Below are 18,574 nucleotides of genomic sequence, written 5' to 3' on the forward strand. Positions count from 1 at the left end.
GCGCCGATGCCCCTAAAGTGGACACACATTTTGTCCTATAAGCCTTAATTCAGACAACCAGTCCGGTGTGTCGCGCCCCGAACCCAAGAGGGCCGGGACTGTCCGAGAGGCATAAGGTTGATCGCGAGTTCCGCACGAGCCGGAGAGCACTTAATGTGCTCTCCGTGCGAGCAGGACTGTCCGAGCAGGCAACCTTATGCCTCTCGGACAGTCCCGGCCCAACTTGCGTTACGACAGCGCAATACCGCCAAGCCAGCCCCAACGCACGCCAGAGCCAGTACCATAAAAGCTGATGAACGAATCAAGCGACTTAGACGTAATGGCGCCCTCGTTGCTCATAACGATGCCGCCGCCAACGTAGATACCCACATGACCGTAGATAAGGCCCGGAGCACCCGTGCCGCTGTGCGAGGAATCGGCCACGATCATGCCCACCTGCAGCGCCGAGCGGTCGGAGCTATAGCACCAGGCGTTGAACATGTCACACGCGTTGCCGCCAAAATAGCCCACGCCGGCATTGCGGAAGACGTTGGTAACCCAGGCAGCACACCAGCCCTGGCCGGGAGAAGGCGTCGAGTAGCACGCATTGACGACGGCCTGCTGCTTGCCCGAACCGCCCGTCTGTTGCGGGGTGCCGCCGGCATACGAGCCGCCACCCGAGCTCGAGCCACCCGAAGAAGAGCCCGTGTTCGCAGAGGCCGCGGCTGCCGCAGCCGCCTTCCTAGCGGCCTCCTCAGCCTGGGCGGCAGCGAGGATCTCGGAATCGCGCTGAGCCATGAGTTCCTTGACGTCGTCGGAAAGACCGTTCAGCACGGTCTGGACTTCTTGCTGCTTGGCCTGCATATCCTGCATCTGAGCCGTCTGCTGGTCCTTGAGTTTCTCCAGGTCGGCCTTTTGTGATTCGAGCTCGGTCTTCTGTGCGTCGAGCTCAGCCTGAATCGTCTGGATATCCTCGATAGCATCGCGGTCGCTCTTGTTGATCTTCTCAACGTAATGCGCGTTGGCGACGAGTTCCTCAAACGAGCCAGAGGCCAGCAGCAGCGACAGGATGTTCGTGCCGCCGGACTTGTAGCTGGCGGCCACGCGATCGGAAAGGTCGTTGCGCTTCTTCTTGAGCTCGGCCTTCTTTTCATCGATCTGGGCCTGCGTGTCGTCAATCTTGCCCTGGACATTCTCGATGTCATTGAGGGTCTGGGCATTCTTGTTGGCCAGCGCCGCATACTCATTTGCGATGCTGTCGAGCTGGGCCTGAACCTCGTCGAGCTGGGCCTGGGCGGCATTCAATTTATCGGTGGTTTCTTTGGAAGCCTCCGCCGCATGGGCGCGAGTGGGCAGGCCAAAAAGAACTGCCGCAGAAGCGGCGCCGAACAGGGCCTTAAGGGCAGTGCGGCGCGAGAGCTCCTGGGAAAGGATGGAATCGCTGTTTGGTGACATATGTACTCCGTTACATGCTTATTTATATGTCGCTCAACTCATACATATTAGCGTACATATGGCGCGTCCCAACGATTTCCACGAACGGCAGGAAACTACAAGGTCGGCGGCTCGTAAGCAATTGTCAAATTTGAGGTAACAATTGAGCAAGCTCTTATATGAGTACGTTAACATAATCCTCTGCTTTTCCTACAGTGCACCATTTGGGCGTCCCCGCCTGCGCTATACTCCCCTCTAGAAGTGTTCCTGATTCGATAGGAGACTACATGTCCAAAGCACTCGACCCCAAAGACACCTGCGTCCTCGTTACCGGTGGCGCCGGCTTTATCGGCTCGCACACCGTCGTTCAGCTGCTCGAGGGTGGCTACCAGGTCGTCATCGTCGATGATCTCTCCAACTCCAGCGCCGTCGCCGTCGACCGCGTCAAGACCATCGTGGGCGACGAGGCCGCCAAGAACCTCACCTTCTACGAGGCCAACGTGCTCGACCGCGATGCGATGAACAAGATCTTCGATACCCATCAGATCGACCGTGTCATCCACTTTGCCGGCTTTAAGGCCGTCGGCGAGTCGGTGAGCAAGCCCGTCGAGTACTACCACAACAACATCGAGAACACCCTGGTGCTCATCGACGTCATGCGCAACCATGGCTGCAAGTCCATCATCTTCTCGAGCTCCTCGACCGTCTACGGCGACCCGGACAACCCGCCCGTCACCGAGGAAGATCCCAAGAAGCCCGCAACCAACCCCTATGGCTGGACCAAGTGGATGATCGAGCAGATCCTTATGGACGTCCACACCGCCGACCCCGAGTGGGACGTCGTGCTGCTCCGTTACTTCAACCCCATCGGCGCTCATCCGTCGGGCCTGATCGGCGAGGACCCCAAGGGCATCCCCAACAACCTGGTGCCCTATGTCGCCCAGGTCGCCGTGGGCAAGCTCGAGGCCGTTCAGGTCTTTGGCAACGACTACCCCACCCCCGACGGCACCGGCGTGCGCGACTACATCCACGTGTGCGATCTGGCCTCTGGTCACGTTGCCGCCCTTAACTGGATGAACGGCAAGACCGGCGTCGAGATCTTTAACCTGGGCACCGGCACCGGCACCTCGGTACTCGAGGTCGTCGCCGCCTTCTCCAAGGCTTGTGGCAAGGAGCTGCCCTACGTGATCCGCGAGCGCCGCGCCGGCGACATCGCTGCCAACTGGTGCGATGCCTCCAAGGCCGAGCGCATGATGGGCTGGAAGGCCCAGTACGACATCGCGGACATGTGCCGCGATAGCTGGAACTGGCAGAGCCACAACCCCAACGGCTTCGCCGACGCCGAGTAGCAAAAACCTACATACCGTTCTTGCCCCGATCTCACGTTGTGAGGTCGGGGCTTTTTCATGGCATGTAGCCATTCGCCGAAAATCGACCAACTTTTTTATCTTGCCTGTACATGTTTAAACAACATGTTTTACAATAGGCGTATCGAATCAGAACATCGGAGGCGGACTGCACACCCATCGGCAGGCCGACCCCACAACAAGAAGGTTGGTGAGCGCATTCATGGAGCGTGCAAGCGGCGTCCTCATGCCCGTCTCATCTCTGCCCGGACCATACGGAATCGGCGGCTTTGGCTGGAATGCCTACGACTTCGTCGATTTTCTCGCCTCGTGCAAACAACATTACTGGCAGATTCTGCCCCTTACGACGACCAGCTATGGCGATTCGCCTTATCAGTCGTTCTCGGCCCGCGCAGGCAACCCCAACTTTATCGACTTTGCCGAGCTTATCGAGGCAGGGTATCTGGAGCAGCGCGATATCGATGGCGTGTATCTGGGATCCGACCCCAGCAATGTCGACTACGGTGCTATCTTTGGCGGCCGCCGTCAGATTCTCGACCGCGCCGCCGAGCGCTTTGCTGCCGACAAGCCGGCCGATTTCGATGACTTTATCCAGGCCAACGAGGACTGGCTCATCCCCTACTGTGAGTTCATGACCGTCAAAGAGGAGTGCGGTCTCAAGGCGTTTTGGGAGTGGCCCGCGGAGCTCCGCACCCGCGGCGAGGCTTCCGCCAAGGTCTGCGCCGACCATCCGGCGCGTATGCTCTACCACCAGATGACGCAGTACTTCTTCGATCGCCAGTGGAGCCGCCTCAAGGCCTATGCCAACGAGCGCGACATTCTCATCATCGGCGACCTGCCCATCTATGTCTCGCGTGACTCCGTCGAGATGTGGGCGACACCTGAGCTCTTTAAGATCGACGCCGCCGGCAATCCCGTGAGCGTCGCCGGCACGCCGCCCGACCAGTTCTCGGCCACCGGCCAGTACTGGGGCAACCCCATCTACGACTGGGACGCCATGGAGGCCGACGGCTTCTCCTGGTGGGAGGGCCGCATTCGCGCCGCCCTCGACATGTACGACGTCATCCGCCTGGATCACTTCCGCGGCTTCGAGGCCTATTGGGAGGTGCCGTTCTCCTCGCCTGATTCGTCCTACGGTTCGTGGACGCAGGGTTCCGGCCTCAAGCTCTTCAAGACACTCGAGGAAAAGCTCGGCACGCTGCCCATCATCGCCGAGGACCTGGGCTTCCTCACCCCCGGCGTCATCGATATGCGCGACAACTCGGGCTTCCCCGGCATGAAGATCCTGCAGTTTGCCTTTGAGGGCACCAACTCGTACTACCTGCCGCACAACTACATTGCCAACACCGTCGCCTACGTGGGCACTCACGACAACGAGACGGCACGCGGCTGGTTTGAAGGAACGGCTACCCCGCGTCAGCGCGAGCAGACAGCCCTGTACACCCATCAGCAGGCCGGCGAACCCATCGCCGACGCGCTCAACCGAACCATCGCAGCCAGCGTGAGCGACACGTGCATCTACACCATGCAGGACCTGCTCAACTTGGGCAACGAGGCGCGCATCAACACCCCTGCCACGCTGGGCGGCAACTGGACCTGGCGCATGCTCGACGGCGCCATCACCCGCGAGCTCGAGCACAAACTCACCGACTGGACCGAGACCTACTTCCGCATCCCGTCGGAAGCCGAAATCGAGCTTCCTCAATAGGAGCTACCGCGCCCGACCCCTCCCCACCGTGCGGACGCGCTTGCTTACCCGCGCGAGGCCACCCCAATCCCCTCGCGCGGGATTCTTATGAATTGCAGACATGTAATCAACCCATTACAGGAGGAAACATGCCCCAAATTAACCTCATGGAACTCGCCGAGCAGTCTTTTGGCACCTCGCTCGAGCAGCTCGACGACCGTCGCATTTACAAGCTGCTGGTCAAACTCGTGCAGGAGCGCTCCGCCGCCTGCCCGCTCAACAACGGCAAGAAAAAGCTCTATTACATTTCCGCCGAATTTTTGATCGGCAAGCTGCTCATCAACAACATGATCGACCTCGGCATCTACGACGAGGTTAAGGACCAGCTCACCGCCGCAGGCCACGACCTCAACAAGATCGAGGAGTTCGAGGTCGAGCCGTCGCTCGGCAACGGCGGCCTGGGCCGCCTGGCCGCATGCTTCCTGGATTCCATCGCCACGCTGGGCTTGACCGGCGATGGCGTGGGCCTCAACTATCACTACGGCCTGTTCCGTCAGCGCTTTGTCGACAACCAGCAGAAGGCCGTCCCCGACGAGTGGCTCGGTGAGCAGGACATCCTAGTCGACGACGACCGCTCCTACACCGTCGAGTTCGGCGATTTTGCCGTTACCTCCAAGCTCGTCAACATCGACGTGCCCGGTTACGGCCAGCCCACCAAGAACCGTCTGCGCCTGTTCGACCTGGCGAGCGTCGACGACGGCCTGGTCCCCGGCAGCTCCATCGACTTCGACAAGACCGAGATCGCCAAAAACCTCACCTTGTTCCTCTACCCCGACGATTCCGACGAGCAGGGCCGCCTGCTTCGCATCTACCAGGAATACTTCATGGTGAGCAACGCCGCCCAGCTCCTGATCGACGAGGCCATCGAGCGCGGCAGCAACCTGCACGATCTGGCCGACTACGCCGTGGTCCAAATTAACGACACGCACCCCACCATGGTCATCCCCGAGCTCATTCGCTTGCTCACCACCGAGCATGGCATCGAGTTTGACGAGGCTGTGACCATCGTACGCTCCATGGTCGCCTACACTAACCACACGATTCTTGCCGAGGCGCTCGAGAAGTGGCCGCTCGTCAGCCTGCAGAAGGTCTCCCCTGCCATCGCCGACATTATCGTCAAGCTCGATGAGATCGCGAAGGCCGAGCACGATGACCCGCGCGTCGCCGTCATCGACGAATACGACACCGTCCACATGGCCCACATGGACATCCACTTTGGCTTCTCCATCAATGGCGTAGCCGCCCTCCACACCAAGATCCTGGAGGACACCGAGCTTCATCCGTTCTACGAGATCTATCCCGAGAAGTTCTCCAACAAGACCAACGGCATCACCTTCCGCCGCTGGATCCATGGAGCCAACCCCGCGCTCGCCAGCCTGCTCGACGATGTAATCGGCACCGACTGGCGCAGCACCGGCGATCTGAGCAAACTCGCCAAGTTCGCCGACGACAAGGACGTTCTTGAGCGCCTGGCCGCCACCAAGGTCGAGGCCAAGGCCATCATGCGCCAGTTCATGGCGCTCGAGCAGGGCGTGACCATTCCCTCCAACGCCATCATCGACGTCCAGGTCAAGCGCATCCACGAGTACAAGCGTCAGCAGATGCTCGCGCTCTACATCATCTGGAAGTACTTCGATATCAAGAACGGCAACAGGCCTAAGCACCCTGTCACCATCATCTTTGGCGGCAAGGCGGCGCCTGCCTACACTATCGCGCAGGACATCATCCATCTGATCCTGACGCTGTCGCAGTGGATTGCAAACGACCCCGACGTGGCTCCCTACCTGCAGGTTGTCATGATCGAGAACTACAACGTCACCGCCGCCGAGCGCGTGATCCCCGCCGCTGACATCTCCGAGCAGATCAGCCTGGCCTCCAAGGAGGCGAGCGGCACCTCCAACATGAAGTTCATGCTCAACGGCGCCCTAACCCTGTGCACGCTCGACGGTGCCAACGTGGAGATTGCCGAGCTCGTGGGCGACGAGAACATCTATACCTTTGGTGCCTCGTCCAAACAGGTCGAGCAGCTCTACGCCGACGGCACCTACAACGCCGGTGCGCTCTACCGCAAGCCCGGCATTAAACTGCTGGTGGACTTCATCACCAACCCGGCCTTTATGGCAACCGGCAACGCCGAGCGCCTGCAGCGCCTGCACGACGACATTAAGGGCAAGGACTGGTTTATGGCCTTGCTCGACATTGAGGAGTACATCCAGACCAAGGAGCGCGTGCTGGCCGACTACGAGGACCAGGACGCCTGGATGCGCAAGGCGCTCATCAATATCGCCAACGCCGGCACCTTCTCGTCCGACCGTACGATCTCCCAGTACAACGACGAGATCTGGCACCTGGACTAACCCATTCCCCTTACCCATTCTCTTGAGGAACGGAGTCGTGGCAACACGGCTCCGTTTTTTGTGCCCGCACGTTACCCTGTGATCCAACTCGGCCAAACAATCTCGATCCGTAGCAATTACTCAACCAAAACGGTCCCAGCCGTTACAGATTGAGACATACCGGCCCCTCCCCTCGGGTTTATCTCAATCTGTAACATCTAGCAGGTGAAATTCGCCTTTGGTGTTACAGATTTAGATGAAATGGTTAGCTCAGCGGAACCGTCTCGATCTGTAACATCTAACGTCTGAAATCGGCCCTATCCGTTACAGATCGAGACAAACGACCGGTCAGACAGTCCCAACACAAAGAAAGGCTCCCCTCTCGCCCAGTGGACGGGAGGGAAGCCTTATATGTGACCGCGGCAAAAGGATGGCAAAGCCGCAGTCGCCCAAAGGAAGGGCCTGGTTGCACCGGGCCTAGATAAGGTTCTTGCCAGAGACCTTATCGAAGAGGTGGGTCGCGTTCTTCTCGAACTTGAACCAGATGGGGTCGCCCGCCTTGAGCGCGCCCTTGGCCTCGAGGTCGACGACGGGAATGATCAGGACAAACTGGCCGTCGGGAGCAGTCACGTGGACATGCTCGGTCGAGCCCATGAGCTCGGTCACCTCGACGGTGCCCTGGAGCGCACCCTCCTCGTCCTTGTCGGCAAGCAGAATCTGCTCGGGGCGCACGCCGGCCGTAATCTCCTTCACGTCGCCGCCGTCCCAGTTGAGGGCAAGCTGAGCGCAAGTCTCCGGGGCGAGCGCCACGTTCATATCCTCGGTCTTGACAGTAAAGCCGTTGCCCGAGCGCACCAGCTGGGCATCGAAGAAGTTCATCTGCGGCACGCCGATGAAGCCGGCGACGAAGATGTTCGCGGGATGGTTGAAGACCTCCTGCGGCGTGGCGATCTGCTGGACGACGCCGTCCTTCATGACCACGATGCGGTCGCCGAGGGTCATAGCCTCGGTCTGGTCGTGGGTAACGTAGATGAAGGTGCCCTTGATCTCGTGACGCAGCTTAATGAGCTCGGCGCGCATCTGGTTACGAAGCTTGGCATCCAGGTTGGACAGCGGCTCGTCCATCAGGAAGACCTTGGGGTCACGCACGATGGCGCGGCCGATGGCGACGCGCTGGCGCTGGCCGCCAGAGAGCGCCTTGGGCTTACGGTCGAGGTACTCGGTAATACCCAGGATCTCAGCAGCGGAGCGAACCTTACGGTCGATCTCGTCCTTGGGGACCTTCTTGAGCTCAAGCGTAAACGCCATGTTCTCGTACACCGTCATATTGGGGTACAGAGCGTAGCTCTGGAACACCATGGCGATGTCGCGGTCCTTGGGCGCCACGTCGTTGACGCGCTTGCCGTCGATGAGCACGTCGCCGGAGGTGATGTCCTCTAGGCCGGCGACCATGCGCATCGTCGTGGACTTACCGCAGCCAGAGGGGCCAACGAGGACGATGAACTCCTGGTCGTGAACGGTGAGGTTGAAGTCCTCTACAGCGAGCACACCGTCCTCGGTAACCTTGAGGTTGTGCTTCTTCTCCTCGGTCTTCTTCTTTTTGCCAAAGAAGCCCTTCTTTTTTGACTCGTTGTTGGGATACACCTTCTGAACATGTTTGAGAACGATCTCGGCCATGTCTCTACCTTTCGATACGCGACGCCGCGCTGAGGGGCGCCGCCAAAACTTGCAAAACAGTTACGGCATCAGCCCTTGACGGCACCTGCCACCACACCGTCGATGATGTACTTCTGGCAGAAGATGTACATGATGACGATGGGGACAACGACCATCATGATGCAGGCCATCATGGGGCCGAGCTCGACGTGGCCATAGCCGCCGCGGAAGTACTGGATCAAAATAGGAATGGTCTTGTACTTGGTGGAGTCGAGCGTAAGGTAGGGCAGCAGGTAGTCGTTCCAGACCCACATGGTCTCGAGGATGCCGACCGAAAGATAGGTGGGCTTCATGATGGGAAGGACGATCTTAAAGAACACCTGGACCGGGTTGCAGCCGTCAATCATGGCCGCTTCCTCAATCTCGAGCGGGATGTTCTTGACGAAGCCGGCGAACATAAAGACCGCGAGGCCCGCGCCAAAACCGAGGTAGATGAAGCAGATGTTAAACGGCGTGTTAAAGCCGATGCGGTCCGCGAGGTTGGACAGCGTGAACATGAGCATCTGGAACGGTACGACCATCGAGAAGACGAACAGGTAATAGAAGAAGTTCGAGATCTTGCTGTTGACGCGCACCACGTACCAAGCGCACATGGAGCAGCACACCAGAATCAGCACGACCGACGTGACCGTGATGATGAGCGAGTACATAAACGCCGAGGCAAAGCCCTGCTCGTTCAGAGCGTGCACGTAGTTTGCGAGGCCGTTGAACGTCTCGGGCGTGAGCAGATCGAACGCCGTGGTGGTGCTGATTGCGGTCGCTTTCTTAAAGGAATTGAGCGCAATCATGAACACGGGGTAGATCCATGCGAGCGACAGGATCGTAAAGAAGATCGAGAGCGCGCGGTTGATAGCCTTATCGCGTTTCATTACTGCTGCACCTCCTTGGACCTCGTGGCCTTAAGCTGGATCATAGAAATAGCGACAACCAGGATGCAGAAGATAACTGCCTTGGCCTGACCGATGCCCTGCCATGCGATGCCAGCACGCGAATAGAACGTGTTGTAGATGTTCAGGGCGAGCATCTCGGTGGAGTGCGCCGGGGCGCCACCGGTAAGGGCAAGGTTCTGGTCGAACAGCTTAAAGCCGTTGGTGATGGACAGGAACAGGCAGATGGTGATGGTCGGCATCAGGTTGGGGATCTTAACCTTCCAAAACGTCTGCCATGCCGTAGCGCCATCGACCTTGGCGGCCTCAATGTAGTCAGACGGGATGGACTGCAGACCGGCGATGTAGATGATCATCATGTAGCCGACCTGTTGCCACAGGGTCAGGATGATAAGGCCCCAGAAGCCAGCGGCGGAGTTGAGGGCGATAAGCTGGGCACCCACGTTGGAGAGCAGGCAGTTGATCAGAATCTGCCAAATGTAACCCAGTACAATGCCGCCAATCAGGTTAGGCATAAAGAAAATCGTACGGAAGATGTTGGTGCCCTTGAGCGCCTTGCGAGTGAGCGCCTGCGCAATGGCCAGCGCGATCACGTTGATGAGCACCGTCGACAGGAAGGCAAACGCCACGGTAAAGAAGAACGACGTGGAGAACTGCGGGTCGGTCAGTGCGCGCACGTAGTTCTCGATACCGACAAAGTGCGCGTTATTGATGGTAATAAACTGGCAGAACGAGAGATAGAAACCCTGGATAAAGGGAATCACGAACCCGATCATAAACGCCAGGCACGTGGGCAGCATAAAGAGCGGCCACCAGCGTTTGAGTGCTTTGCCCATAGAAGGGTCCTTTCAATATGCAGGGGGCGGGCAAACCTACGTCTGCCCGCCCCCTGTCGCTAATCAGATAGCTTGGGCAGCAACTGCTTACTCGGAAGCAGCCTTCTCGGTCTTCCAGCCATCGACGAAGGCGTTCTTGACGCCGTCCCACTTGGTGTTGTCGGCAGCATAAGCGATGAGAGCCTGCTTGAGGTTCTTCTTCCACTCCTCAGAGGGGATGTAAACGAAGTCCCAAGCAACGGTCTTCTTGCCGTCCTTGGCCATAGCAACGGCCTGCTGCGAGAAGACGTTGGTGGTCTCCTTAGCGCTCTTGAACGGGGCGGTCAGACCCATCTTGTCAGCGATGATGCTGGTGGCGGTGTCAGAAGTGACGCACCAATACATGAAGTCCTCGGTGGCCTTCTGGGCATCCTCGGAAGCCTGGGAGCTGACGCACCAGTAGTTCTCGCCGCCGGAGCACAGGCCCTGGTTCTCCTCGCCGTCGACGCCGATGTAGATCGGCAGCATGCCGAGCTGGTCGTCGGTCATACCGGCCTTGGTGAGGTCGGCGTAGGCCCAAGAGCCGTTCTGGTAGAAAACGGCCTTACCGGTTGCGAACTCGTTGGTGGCGTCGTCACCGGTCTTGGAGGCAAGCTGCGAAGGATCGCAGGTGGAGTCGGTGATATACAGGTCGAAGATCTGCTTAAAGTTGTCGAGATACTCGCCCTTGATCTCGTCGTCCTCCTGGTTGTGCTCCTTCTCGAACTCGTAGTAGAGCGGGAGGTTGGCGAGGTGGGTGGTGTAGCGCCAGCTGGAGGAGTCATCCATGCCGGCGGAAGTGAAGGCACCGTCAACGCCGAGCTCGTCCTTGCGGGCCTGGATGTCATCGGCGCAAGCCTTCAGCTTGTCGAAGGAGTTGATGTCCTCGGCCTTGTAGCCGGCCTTCTCGAGGAGCTCCTTGTTGTAGATGATGCCGTAGCTCTCCTGAACCCAGTCGATACCCAGATCCTTGCCGTCGGACTGCAGCGCCAGAGAGTCGTCGATGAGCTCGCCGCGGAGCTTGGTGTCGGAAAGATCGGCGCAGTAGTCCTTCCAGTTCTTAAGGCCGGTGGGGCCGTTGACCTGGAACAGCGTCGGAGCGGAGCTCTTGGACATCTCGGACTTGAGCTTCTCCTCGTAGGTGTTGGAGGCGGCGGTCACGATCTTGACCTCGACGCCCTTCTCCTTCTTGTACGCCTTGGCGATCTCCTTCCACTCCTTGTCGACCTCGGGCTTGAACTGGAGGAAGTAGACCTCGGCAGCGTCACCAGAAGCAGAGGAGCCAGAGCCGGCAGAACCACCGCAGCCCACGAGGCCCAGACCAAGAACCGCAGCCGCGGAACCAGCAAAGCCCAGGAACTGCCTTCTGCTCATTTCGTTCTTCATTACAATCCACCCTTTCACACCGTGGCGGCACCCTTTGCCGCCGCCTTCGGAGATTGGCTCGGGGACTTTGCCCCTTTTGCTGACTTGTACAATACGCTATTTGGCTAGTTGTTTGAACAAGTATTACTAGAGCGGTAGAAAAACTTCGGTGAACGGTAATTTCGACTTGATACTTGACAAGTTTTGTATAAACAATTATTTGTTATCTAATGCAGAGAAAACGCCCGATCAAGCCGATGCATCGTCGGTTTGACCGGGCGTTTTCGCTTTGAGGGCATGAGTCTCGTCAGGCTGCGAGCTAGCCGGCTATCGCTTGGAATTGACGCGGTAATGGAAGATCTCGGGGTGTGTGCGGGCATGCGTGACCTCGAACAAGATGCCGTCCGAGGTGTACGACTGGCTCTCCATAACGGCGACGCAGTTGTACTTGCCAAGGTCCAGATAGCTGCAGTCCTCATCGTTGGCGAGCTCGACACTCACCGTACGGCGGCTCGCCATCACTTTGATGCCGCGCTTGTGCTCCAGATAGCCGTAGATAGAATCCGCCGCGATCTCGGGGGTCAGGCCCTTGGCGATCGACGCCAAAAAGTAGCCGTGGTCCACTTGGCGCGCGCTGCCGTTGAGGCTTCGGACACGCACGACGCGAATCAGCTCCTCGCCCACCTTAAAGCCCAGGCGACGAGAGAGTTGCTCAGTGCAAATCAAATGTTCAAAAGACTTGACCTCGGTCGATGCGACGGCATTGTTGCGTTTTGCGAACTCGCCAAACGACTCAACCTCTTCGAGTGCGCCCAGCATATCGGTTTCGCCCTTAAGCCAAATAACGCGCACGCCCTTGCCGTGTATAGGCTGCACAAACATCTGGTCGGCCAGCATGCTCAAGGCGCGTCGAACGGTATTGCGCGTGCAGCCAAACTCCGCGGTCAGCTCGGCTTCGGTTGGCAGCATCTCCTGAAACGCATAGGTCCCGTTGATGATGCGCGAACGGATCTCGCGGTAGATTCCTTCGTAAATCGCTTTTGGCATGATTTCACCTCTAATGAATATGTATGGCTAGGCACGATAGCATTTCTTAAAGTTGTTTAAACCGATTATCGGTAAAGCACGGATTATTTACCGTCGACGGTTCCCCCGAAACCCAAATCGGACCGAATCAAAACCGTCAATGCGGCAAGCAGCCAGTCCTCTACAATGAGTTCATTGTTTAAACGTTCTTGCTCGCACAGCATGTTGCATCCGAAAGGCATATTATGCTGCAGAAAATCCAACGTTTTGGCGGAGCCATGTTCGCGCCCGCCATGCTGTTTTCTATATCAGGCCTCATGGTCGGCATCTCCGCCCTCGCAACGACCGTGGATATCGTCGGCGACCTCGCCGTATACGGAACCCCCTGGTACGTTTTCTGGACTATCATTCAGCGCGGCTCGTGGACGGTCTTTAAGCGCCTTCCACTCCTTTTTGCCGTAGCGCTGCCCATCGGCCTTGCCCAAAAGCAACCGGCACGCTGCTGCCTCGAGGCGCTCGTAGCCTATTTTGCCTACTGTTTCTTTTTGAGCGAGATCATTAAGCTGAGCGGCGACAACCTTGGACTTAAGTACCCGTCGTCTTTAACCCCCGCCAGCGGCATCACCGTCATCGACGGCATCAAGACGCTCGACACCGGCATTATCGGCCCGCTGGCGGTGTCGGCAACCGTCGTTGCCATCCATGACCGCTTCTACGATGCCAAGGTTCCCGATTGGCTCGGCACGTTCTCGGGTTCCTCGCTCGTCTACCTCATCAGCTTTTTTGCCGTGTTTGCCCTTGCCGCCATCTCGGCCGCCATCGTGCCCTTCGCATACGCTGTGACCGAAACGCTGCGCCACGCACTTGCGGGCGTCGGCCCCTTCGGCGTGGGCATCTTTGTGTTTTTGGAGCGAGCGCTCGAGCCCATGGGGCTGCACCATCTGCTCTATATGCCCATCTATTACGACAATCTGGTCATTCACGACGGTATTTACGCCACGTGGACCAACCTGCTCCCCATTCTCTCCCATAGCACGCGCCCTTTAAATGAACTTGCGCCCTGGGCAGGTTTTACCGCCACCGGCTGGGGCAAGCTCTTTGGCCTTCCCGCCATCGCGGCAGCATTCTATTTCACCGCCAAACCCGAACGCCGCGCCGGCCTTAAGGTCATCCTTTTGCCCGCCATCGTCGCCTCGGTGGTCTGCGGCGTCACCGAGCCGCTCGAGTTTCTCTTTATGTTCACCTATCCCGGACTCTTTTTGCTCTACGCCGTCCTGTCCTCCTGCCTTGCCATGACCATGAACTTCTTTGGCATCGTCGGCATCTTCTCGGGCGGTCTCATGGAAATGACGGCCTTCAACTTCATCCCACTCATGCGAATGCATGCCGGCTCCTACCTTTTGGCGCTCGGTATCGGTCTTGCCTTTAGCCTCATCTTTTTTGTTAGTTTTCGAGCACTCATCTTGGTCTATGACCTTAAGACGCCGGGCCGCGAGGATCATGTCTCCAATCGCGCGGCAATCGATCGTTTAACGGGAAGCGGCTTTGCCAAAGAGCAATCTCCCAATGGCGAGGTCAGTATTCAATCCGATCAAGATCACGTCCTCGCTGAGCGGGTAATTCAGCTTTTAGGTGGCGTTGGCAATATCGTGGGCGCAACCAACTGCGCCACGCGCCTGCGCGTCGAGGTCGCAGACCCTTCCATCGTTGCAGATAATGCGTCGTTTGTCGCGGTGGGCGCCAAGGGCCTCATCATTACGGGCAAGACCGCCCAGGTGATTATTGGCATCTCCGTTCCCCGCGTTAAAGAGCATTTTGACCAGATCATGGGCCTCGAGCCGGGATTTGTGTCCACCACCTCGGCCTCCCCTGCCGCCAGCGCAGCCCATAAGCGCGGCGATATCTGCTTCTTCGATATCGACGGAACACTCGCCTGGCAAGACCCTCGAGTGGCACAAGAGCTTCCCGAGAGCGAGCGAGACCTCTCCCCCTATCCCAATGAAGCGGTCTCGCAAGCCATCCGTGATTTTGTCGCCAAGGGCAATATGGCGTTTATCTGCACAGGGCGCACGCTGAGCTGCATCCATCCAAAGCTGCTCGAGCTGCCCTGGACCGGCATCGTCTGCCTCGCGGGTGGCTATGTCGAACTTGAGGGACACGTGATTCGCGATTTGGCGATGACGCCCGGCATGCTGCAGCGCCTTGCTCCCATTCTTGAGCAATCGGACGAAGTGATTCGTTTTGAGGGACTCAATGGCGTCGTTCGCATGAGTGCCGATGCGCCCGACGCTCCGGGATACGCCCGCACCGTGGGCGATGCAATTACGCAGCTGCAACATTACAGCGCCTACAAGATCTTAATGTCCACGTCGCTTGCCAACCGCATCGCTCAGGATCAAGCGTTTGAGCCGCTGCTCTGCTTTAACGAGCTCGAGCTCGAAGTGACCGAGATTTCGCCTCGCGAATGCACCAAGCGCGAGGGTATCCAGTCCGTACTCGACGCCCTCGATCCCCACCACGGAACCGTATACGGCATCGGCGACGCCAGCAATGACGTCTCGCTGATGAACGCCGTCGATGTCGGTATCGCCATGGGCAATGCGCCGGACTTCCTCAAGGAAAAGGCCGACTATGTCACCGACAGCATCGACCACGACGGCGTCGTCACCGCGCTCGAACACTTTGGGCTTATCTAGCCAAGCCCCTACCGCACTTGCGGCCGCATGGACCAATCGTCTTCAACCGCCGCGCTCGACGCCCTAATGTGGCAATATGTTGTCTGCATAATGCAACGATGCAACCTATCAAAGAATGCGAGAACCCGTGTCCAGTCCGTTTACCAGCTTTTTAGCCCAGCACTTTGACCAGATTAACGACTATCTGGCCACGTTCTTTGACGGACAGGCGACTTCCGCCGATATCGAGCGCTACCTGTATACCCCGCTCTCGGCATTTACGGCAAACGCTGGCAAGCGCCACCGCCCGCTCATCTGCATGCTCGCCGCCACTGCGGTAGGCGGCAGCTTTGAGAGCGCCCGCAGCGCAGCGGCGGCCATCGAGCACTTTCAGTCGGGCGCACTCATCCACGACGACATCGCCGACAACGGGCAGATTCGTCGCGGCAAGCCCTGCATGCACCTTACCGAGGGCACCGGTCTTGCCATCAACTGCGGTGACCTGGCGCTCACCATGGTCACCAAGACGGTTCTCGACGACCCCACACTCAACGCAGACGTGAAGCTTCACGTGCTCCACGAGCTTACCGAGATGATCGTCCGAACCATCGAGGGCCAAGCGCTCGACCTGGGCTGGGTCCGTGACAAGCGCTTTGATATCTCGGTTGATGACTACCTGGACATGGCCACGCACAAGACCGCGTATTACAGCGGAGCCACGCCACTTGCCGCCGGAGCCATTATCGGCGGCGGCAGCAAAGAGCAGGTCGAGGCGCTACGCGCCTTTGGCCTGCACACTGGCCTTGCCTTTCAAATTCAGGACGACCTGCTCAACTTGGTCGGCACCAAAGAGGCCGCCAACAAGGACTTCCGCACCGACATCACCGAGGGCAAGCGCACGCTCGTCGCTGTGCATGCCCTGTCAAATGAGCGCTATCACGACGAGGTCGAGGCGATTCTTTCCTCGGGCACCGATGATTCCGCGCAGCTCGCACGCGCCGTGGAGATCTTCCAGGAGACCGGCTCCATCGAATATGCTCACGCCTACGCGCTGGACCTGACCGCAAAAGCCAAGGCTGCCATCGAGGATGTTGAGCTTGACCCGTACGCACGCGATCTGTTCCTCTCCATGGCAGATTTCTTTGTGGAGCGCCTCAACTAGCGGGGGTCATAAAACCTGTGGGCAGCGAGTTTGGGTACAAGTTGCTACACTGTTGAGTGCATGTTTATGCATTGTCTCGCGTTGTCTATCCGACACGCGCTCAAAATAGTACGAATCGTACGCCGAAAGGGGTTCGTTCATGGAACCTATTACCACGGGCATGCAGGGAGCAGCCGTCGAGGATGTTCAGTCCCGCCTTCTGCAGCTCGGTTACACCATCGATGCCGACGAGGTCGCCGACAAGCGCTTTGGCACCACCACCGAGCAGGCTGTTGGCACGTTTAGGCTCGATAGCGGCCTTGCGGCCGGTTATGCTGTCGATATCCCCTGCTGGAGCGCCCTTGTAGACGCTTCATACAAGTTGGGCGACCGCACGCTCTACCTTCGCATGCCCAATTTTCACGGCGCCGACGTCAAGGCCCTGCAGCGCGCTCTCAACGTTTTGGGCTTTGCCTGTGGCGAAGACGACGGCTACTTTGGTCCGCATACCGAGGCCGCCCTGCAGCAGTTCCAGGAAAATGTCGGCCTGTTTGCCGACGGCATGGCCTTCCAGGACACCTACGCCTACATCAACCGCCTGCACCATGTGTGGGAGGGCAAGCCCTCGGTCACCGAGGCCGAATCGCGCATCGGTTTTGCTCGCGCCGCCAACGTGCTCGAGCGCTTCCAGATTGCCGTCATCGGCGAGGACCCCATTGCGCGCAGCGTAGCATCGCGCATGTGGAACATCGCCACGGCGACGACCGACAGCAGCGGCATGATGCTTTGCGATTCCGAGGTTCCGACCGACGTTGACCTGGTGCTCGAGATCGCAAGCGACGAGTTGCCTGCAGACGCCGCCCCGCGCGCCACGATCGCCCTCGCCGAGTGCCACAACCTGGCCCAACGCATCCGTACCGCCAATGTTGCCGCACAGCAGAAGCCGGCTCGCATTCGCATTGAGCTCACGGGCATGACGCGCTACAACGGCACCTTCACGGCCAGCGACGCGCAGACGCTCGCCGTACGCCTACTCGATGGCGTTTGCGATGCCCTCGCAGATTAGGTAAACTAGACGAGTTGCTTTTGGGCAACACCACACATTGGGACGTAGTTCAACGGTAGAACTCCGGTTTTTGGTGCCGGCTGTTGGGGGTTCGAATCCCTCCGTCCCAGCCATTAAAACTGAGCGCCCTAAGCCCATAACGGCCCAGGGCGCTTTCTTGTGGGCAAGCGGAGGAATTCGAACCCGCAAGGGTGCGGAGCTGAGGAAACGCGAAGCGTTTTCCAGCGCAGCACGCAAGGAGCGAAGCGACGCAGCGGGGCGCGGCCGCCGAAAAGGCGGACGCGGAATCCCTCCGTCCCATACCAGCCAAGAGCCCCTCACGTCAAGCAAATCGAGCCAACGCCGCCAAGCGGAGGGATCCAACCCGCAAGGAGCGAAGCGACGCAGCGGGGCGCGGCCGCCGCAGGCAGACGCGGTGCCGGCACTTGGGGACGCTCCTAAGTGCCGGCATTATAGGAACGTCCCCAAGTGCCGGCTCGGGACTATTTTCGAGGACCCTCCGAAGGACTGTGGCCAAAAAACGGCAAATATGAGTACTGTTACCGTTGTAGCTATATTATTTTCGTTAATAAAAGAAGATCTTAATGAGATTTATTCGCATCAAGGTCTTCCTTTAATGAACACTTGAGGAGATACGGCAGCTTATCTGCTCGATCGACACGTCAAATCACCTTAAATGTGATCAAAATTACTGCTACTAAAAGAGTATCAGTACTCATATTTGATGTTTTTTGGCCACGGCTCTTTATAGACACCCTGCACAGCGACGGTGGTAGATTTCGGAACGTGTCCGTCAGCCCCGTTCCGGAAAGCGAGCCGCGTGCAACGGCCAAGCCACGACAGCCCCCGGGAGAGCGGGGGCACCGGCTTAGGTTTATCGCGAGTTCCGCACGAACAGGAGGCCACTTAATGTGGCCTCCGTCGTGAGCAGGACTGTAGAGCAGGAAACCTAAGCCGGTGTCCCCGCTCTCCCGGGGCCGG

The 18,574-nt window shown here is 58.6% G+C and carries 12 protein-coding genes and 1 tRNA gene; 7 read left to right on the forward strand and 6 right to left on the reverse strand.

What is annotated here, in order from left to right; all coding sequences use genetic code 11:
• Positions 1-228: 228 nt before the first annotated feature.
• Positions 229-1,434, reverse strand: a complete 1,206-nt coding sequence (locus tag DW180_RS09300) for a CHAP domain-containing protein (RefSeq protein WP_117790814.1) — start codon at positions 1,432-1,434, stop codon at positions 229-231.
• 266 nt (positions 1,435-1,700) lie between these two features.
• Between DW180_RS09300 and galE the strand changes: the two genes are divergently transcribed.
• The 3 genes from galE (at position 1,701) to glgP (ending at position 6,884) form a co-directional block, all read left to right on the forward strand.
• Positions 1,701-2,762 (forward strand): UDP-glucose 4-epimerase GalE, encoded by a 1,062-nt coding sequence (gene galE / locus DW180_RS09305; RefSeq protein WP_006235870.1) that lies wholly within the window; start codon positions 1,701-1,703, stop codon positions 2,760-2,762.
• 220 nt (positions 2,763-2,982) lie between these two features.
• Positions 2,983-4,488: a 4-alpha-glucanotransferase gene (gene malQ / locus DW180_RS09310; RefSeq protein ID WP_118238462.1), complete on the forward strand. Its 1,506-nt coding sequence runs from the start codon at positions 2,983-2,985 to the stop codon at positions 4,486-4,488.
• A gap of 128 nt (positions 4,489-4,616) precedes the next feature.
• Positions 4,617-6,884: a glycogen/starch/alpha-glucan family phosphorylase gene (gene glgP, locus DW180_RS09315; RefSeq protein ID WP_118238463.1), complete on the forward strand. Its 2,268-nt coding sequence runs from the start codon at positions 4,617-4,619 to the stop codon at positions 6,882-6,884.
• Positions 6,885-7,340: 456 nt separating this feature from the next.
• On the opposite strand, the gene DW180_RS09320 is transcribed toward glgP, so the two are convergent.
• The 5 genes from DW180_RS09320 to DW180_RS09340 all read right to left on the reverse strand — a co-directional run bounded on the left by DW180_RS09320 (position 7,341) and on the right by DW180_RS09340 (position 12,732).
• Positions 7,341-8,540 carry an ABC transporter ATP-binding protein gene (locus DW180_RS09320; RefSeq protein WP_055252176.1) on the reverse strand — a complete coding sequence of 400 codons (1,200 nt, stop codon included), beginning with the start codon at positions 8,538-8,540 and terminating at the stop codon, positions 7,341-7,343.
• A gap of 68 nt (positions 8,541-8,608) precedes the next feature.
• Entirely contained in the window at positions 8,609-9,448 is an 840-nt protein-coding gene (locus DW180_RS09325) for a carbohydrate ABC transporter permease (RefSeq protein ID WP_055252175.1), read from the reverse strand.
• On the reverse strand, positions 9,448-10,302 hold the full coding sequence (locus DW180_RS09330; protein WP_099432301.1) for a carbohydrate ABC transporter permease: 855 nt from the start codon (positions 10,300-10,302) through the stop codon (positions 9,448-9,450). The genes DW180_RS09325 and DW180_RS09330 overlap by 1 nt, the downstream gene beginning before the upstream one ends.
• An 87-nt stretch (positions 10,303-10,389) precedes the next feature.
• Positions 10,390-11,706: an ABC transporter substrate-binding protein gene (locus DW180_RS09335; protein WP_055252173.1), complete on the reverse strand. Its 1,317-nt coding sequence runs from the start codon at positions 11,704-11,706 to the stop codon at positions 10,390-10,392.
• 306 nt (positions 11,707-12,012) lie between these two features.
• A complete protein-coding gene (locus tag DW180_RS09340) occupies positions 12,013-12,732 on the reverse strand; it encodes a GntR family transcriptional regulator (RefSeq protein ID WP_117638177.1) in 720 nt (239 codons plus the stop codon).
• A 224-nt stretch (positions 12,733-12,956) separates the two neighbouring features.
• On the opposite strand from DW180_RS09340, the gene DW180_RS09345 reads away from it, so the two are divergent.
• The 4 genes from DW180_RS09345 (at position 12,957) to DW180_RS09360 (ending at position 17,706) form a co-directional block, all read left to right on the forward strand.
• A complete protein-coding gene (locus tag DW180_RS09345; RefSeq protein ID WP_117779418.1) occupies positions 12,957-15,407 on the forward strand; it encodes a PTS transporter subunit EIIC in 2,451 nt (816 codons plus the stop codon).
• A gap of 127 nt (positions 15,408-15,534) precedes the next feature.
• Positions 15,535-16,548: a polyprenyl synthetase family protein gene (locus DW180_RS09350; protein WP_118238464.1), complete on the forward strand. Its 1,014-nt coding sequence runs from the start codon at positions 15,535-15,537 to the stop codon at positions 16,546-16,548.
• A 139-nt stretch (positions 16,549-16,687) separates the two neighbouring features.
• Positions 16,688-17,593 carry a peptidoglycan-binding protein gene (locus tag DW180_RS09355; RefSeq protein WP_199408213.1) on the forward strand — a complete coding sequence of 302 codons (906 nt, stop codon included), beginning with the start codon at positions 16,688-16,690 and terminating at the stop codon, positions 17,591-17,593.
• Between the two features lie 38 nt (positions 17,594-17,631).
• A tRNA-Gln gene (locus tag DW180_RS09360) sits at positions 17,632-17,706 on the forward strand.
• The last annotated feature ends 868 nt before the right edge of the window (positions 17,707-18,574 follow it).

The sequence above is a fragment of the Collinsella sp. AM16-21 genome, assembly GCF_003471905.1.
In the GTDB taxonomy this organism is placed as follows: Bacteria; Actinomycetota; Coriobacteriia; order Coriobacteriales; family Coriobacteriaceae; genus Collinsella.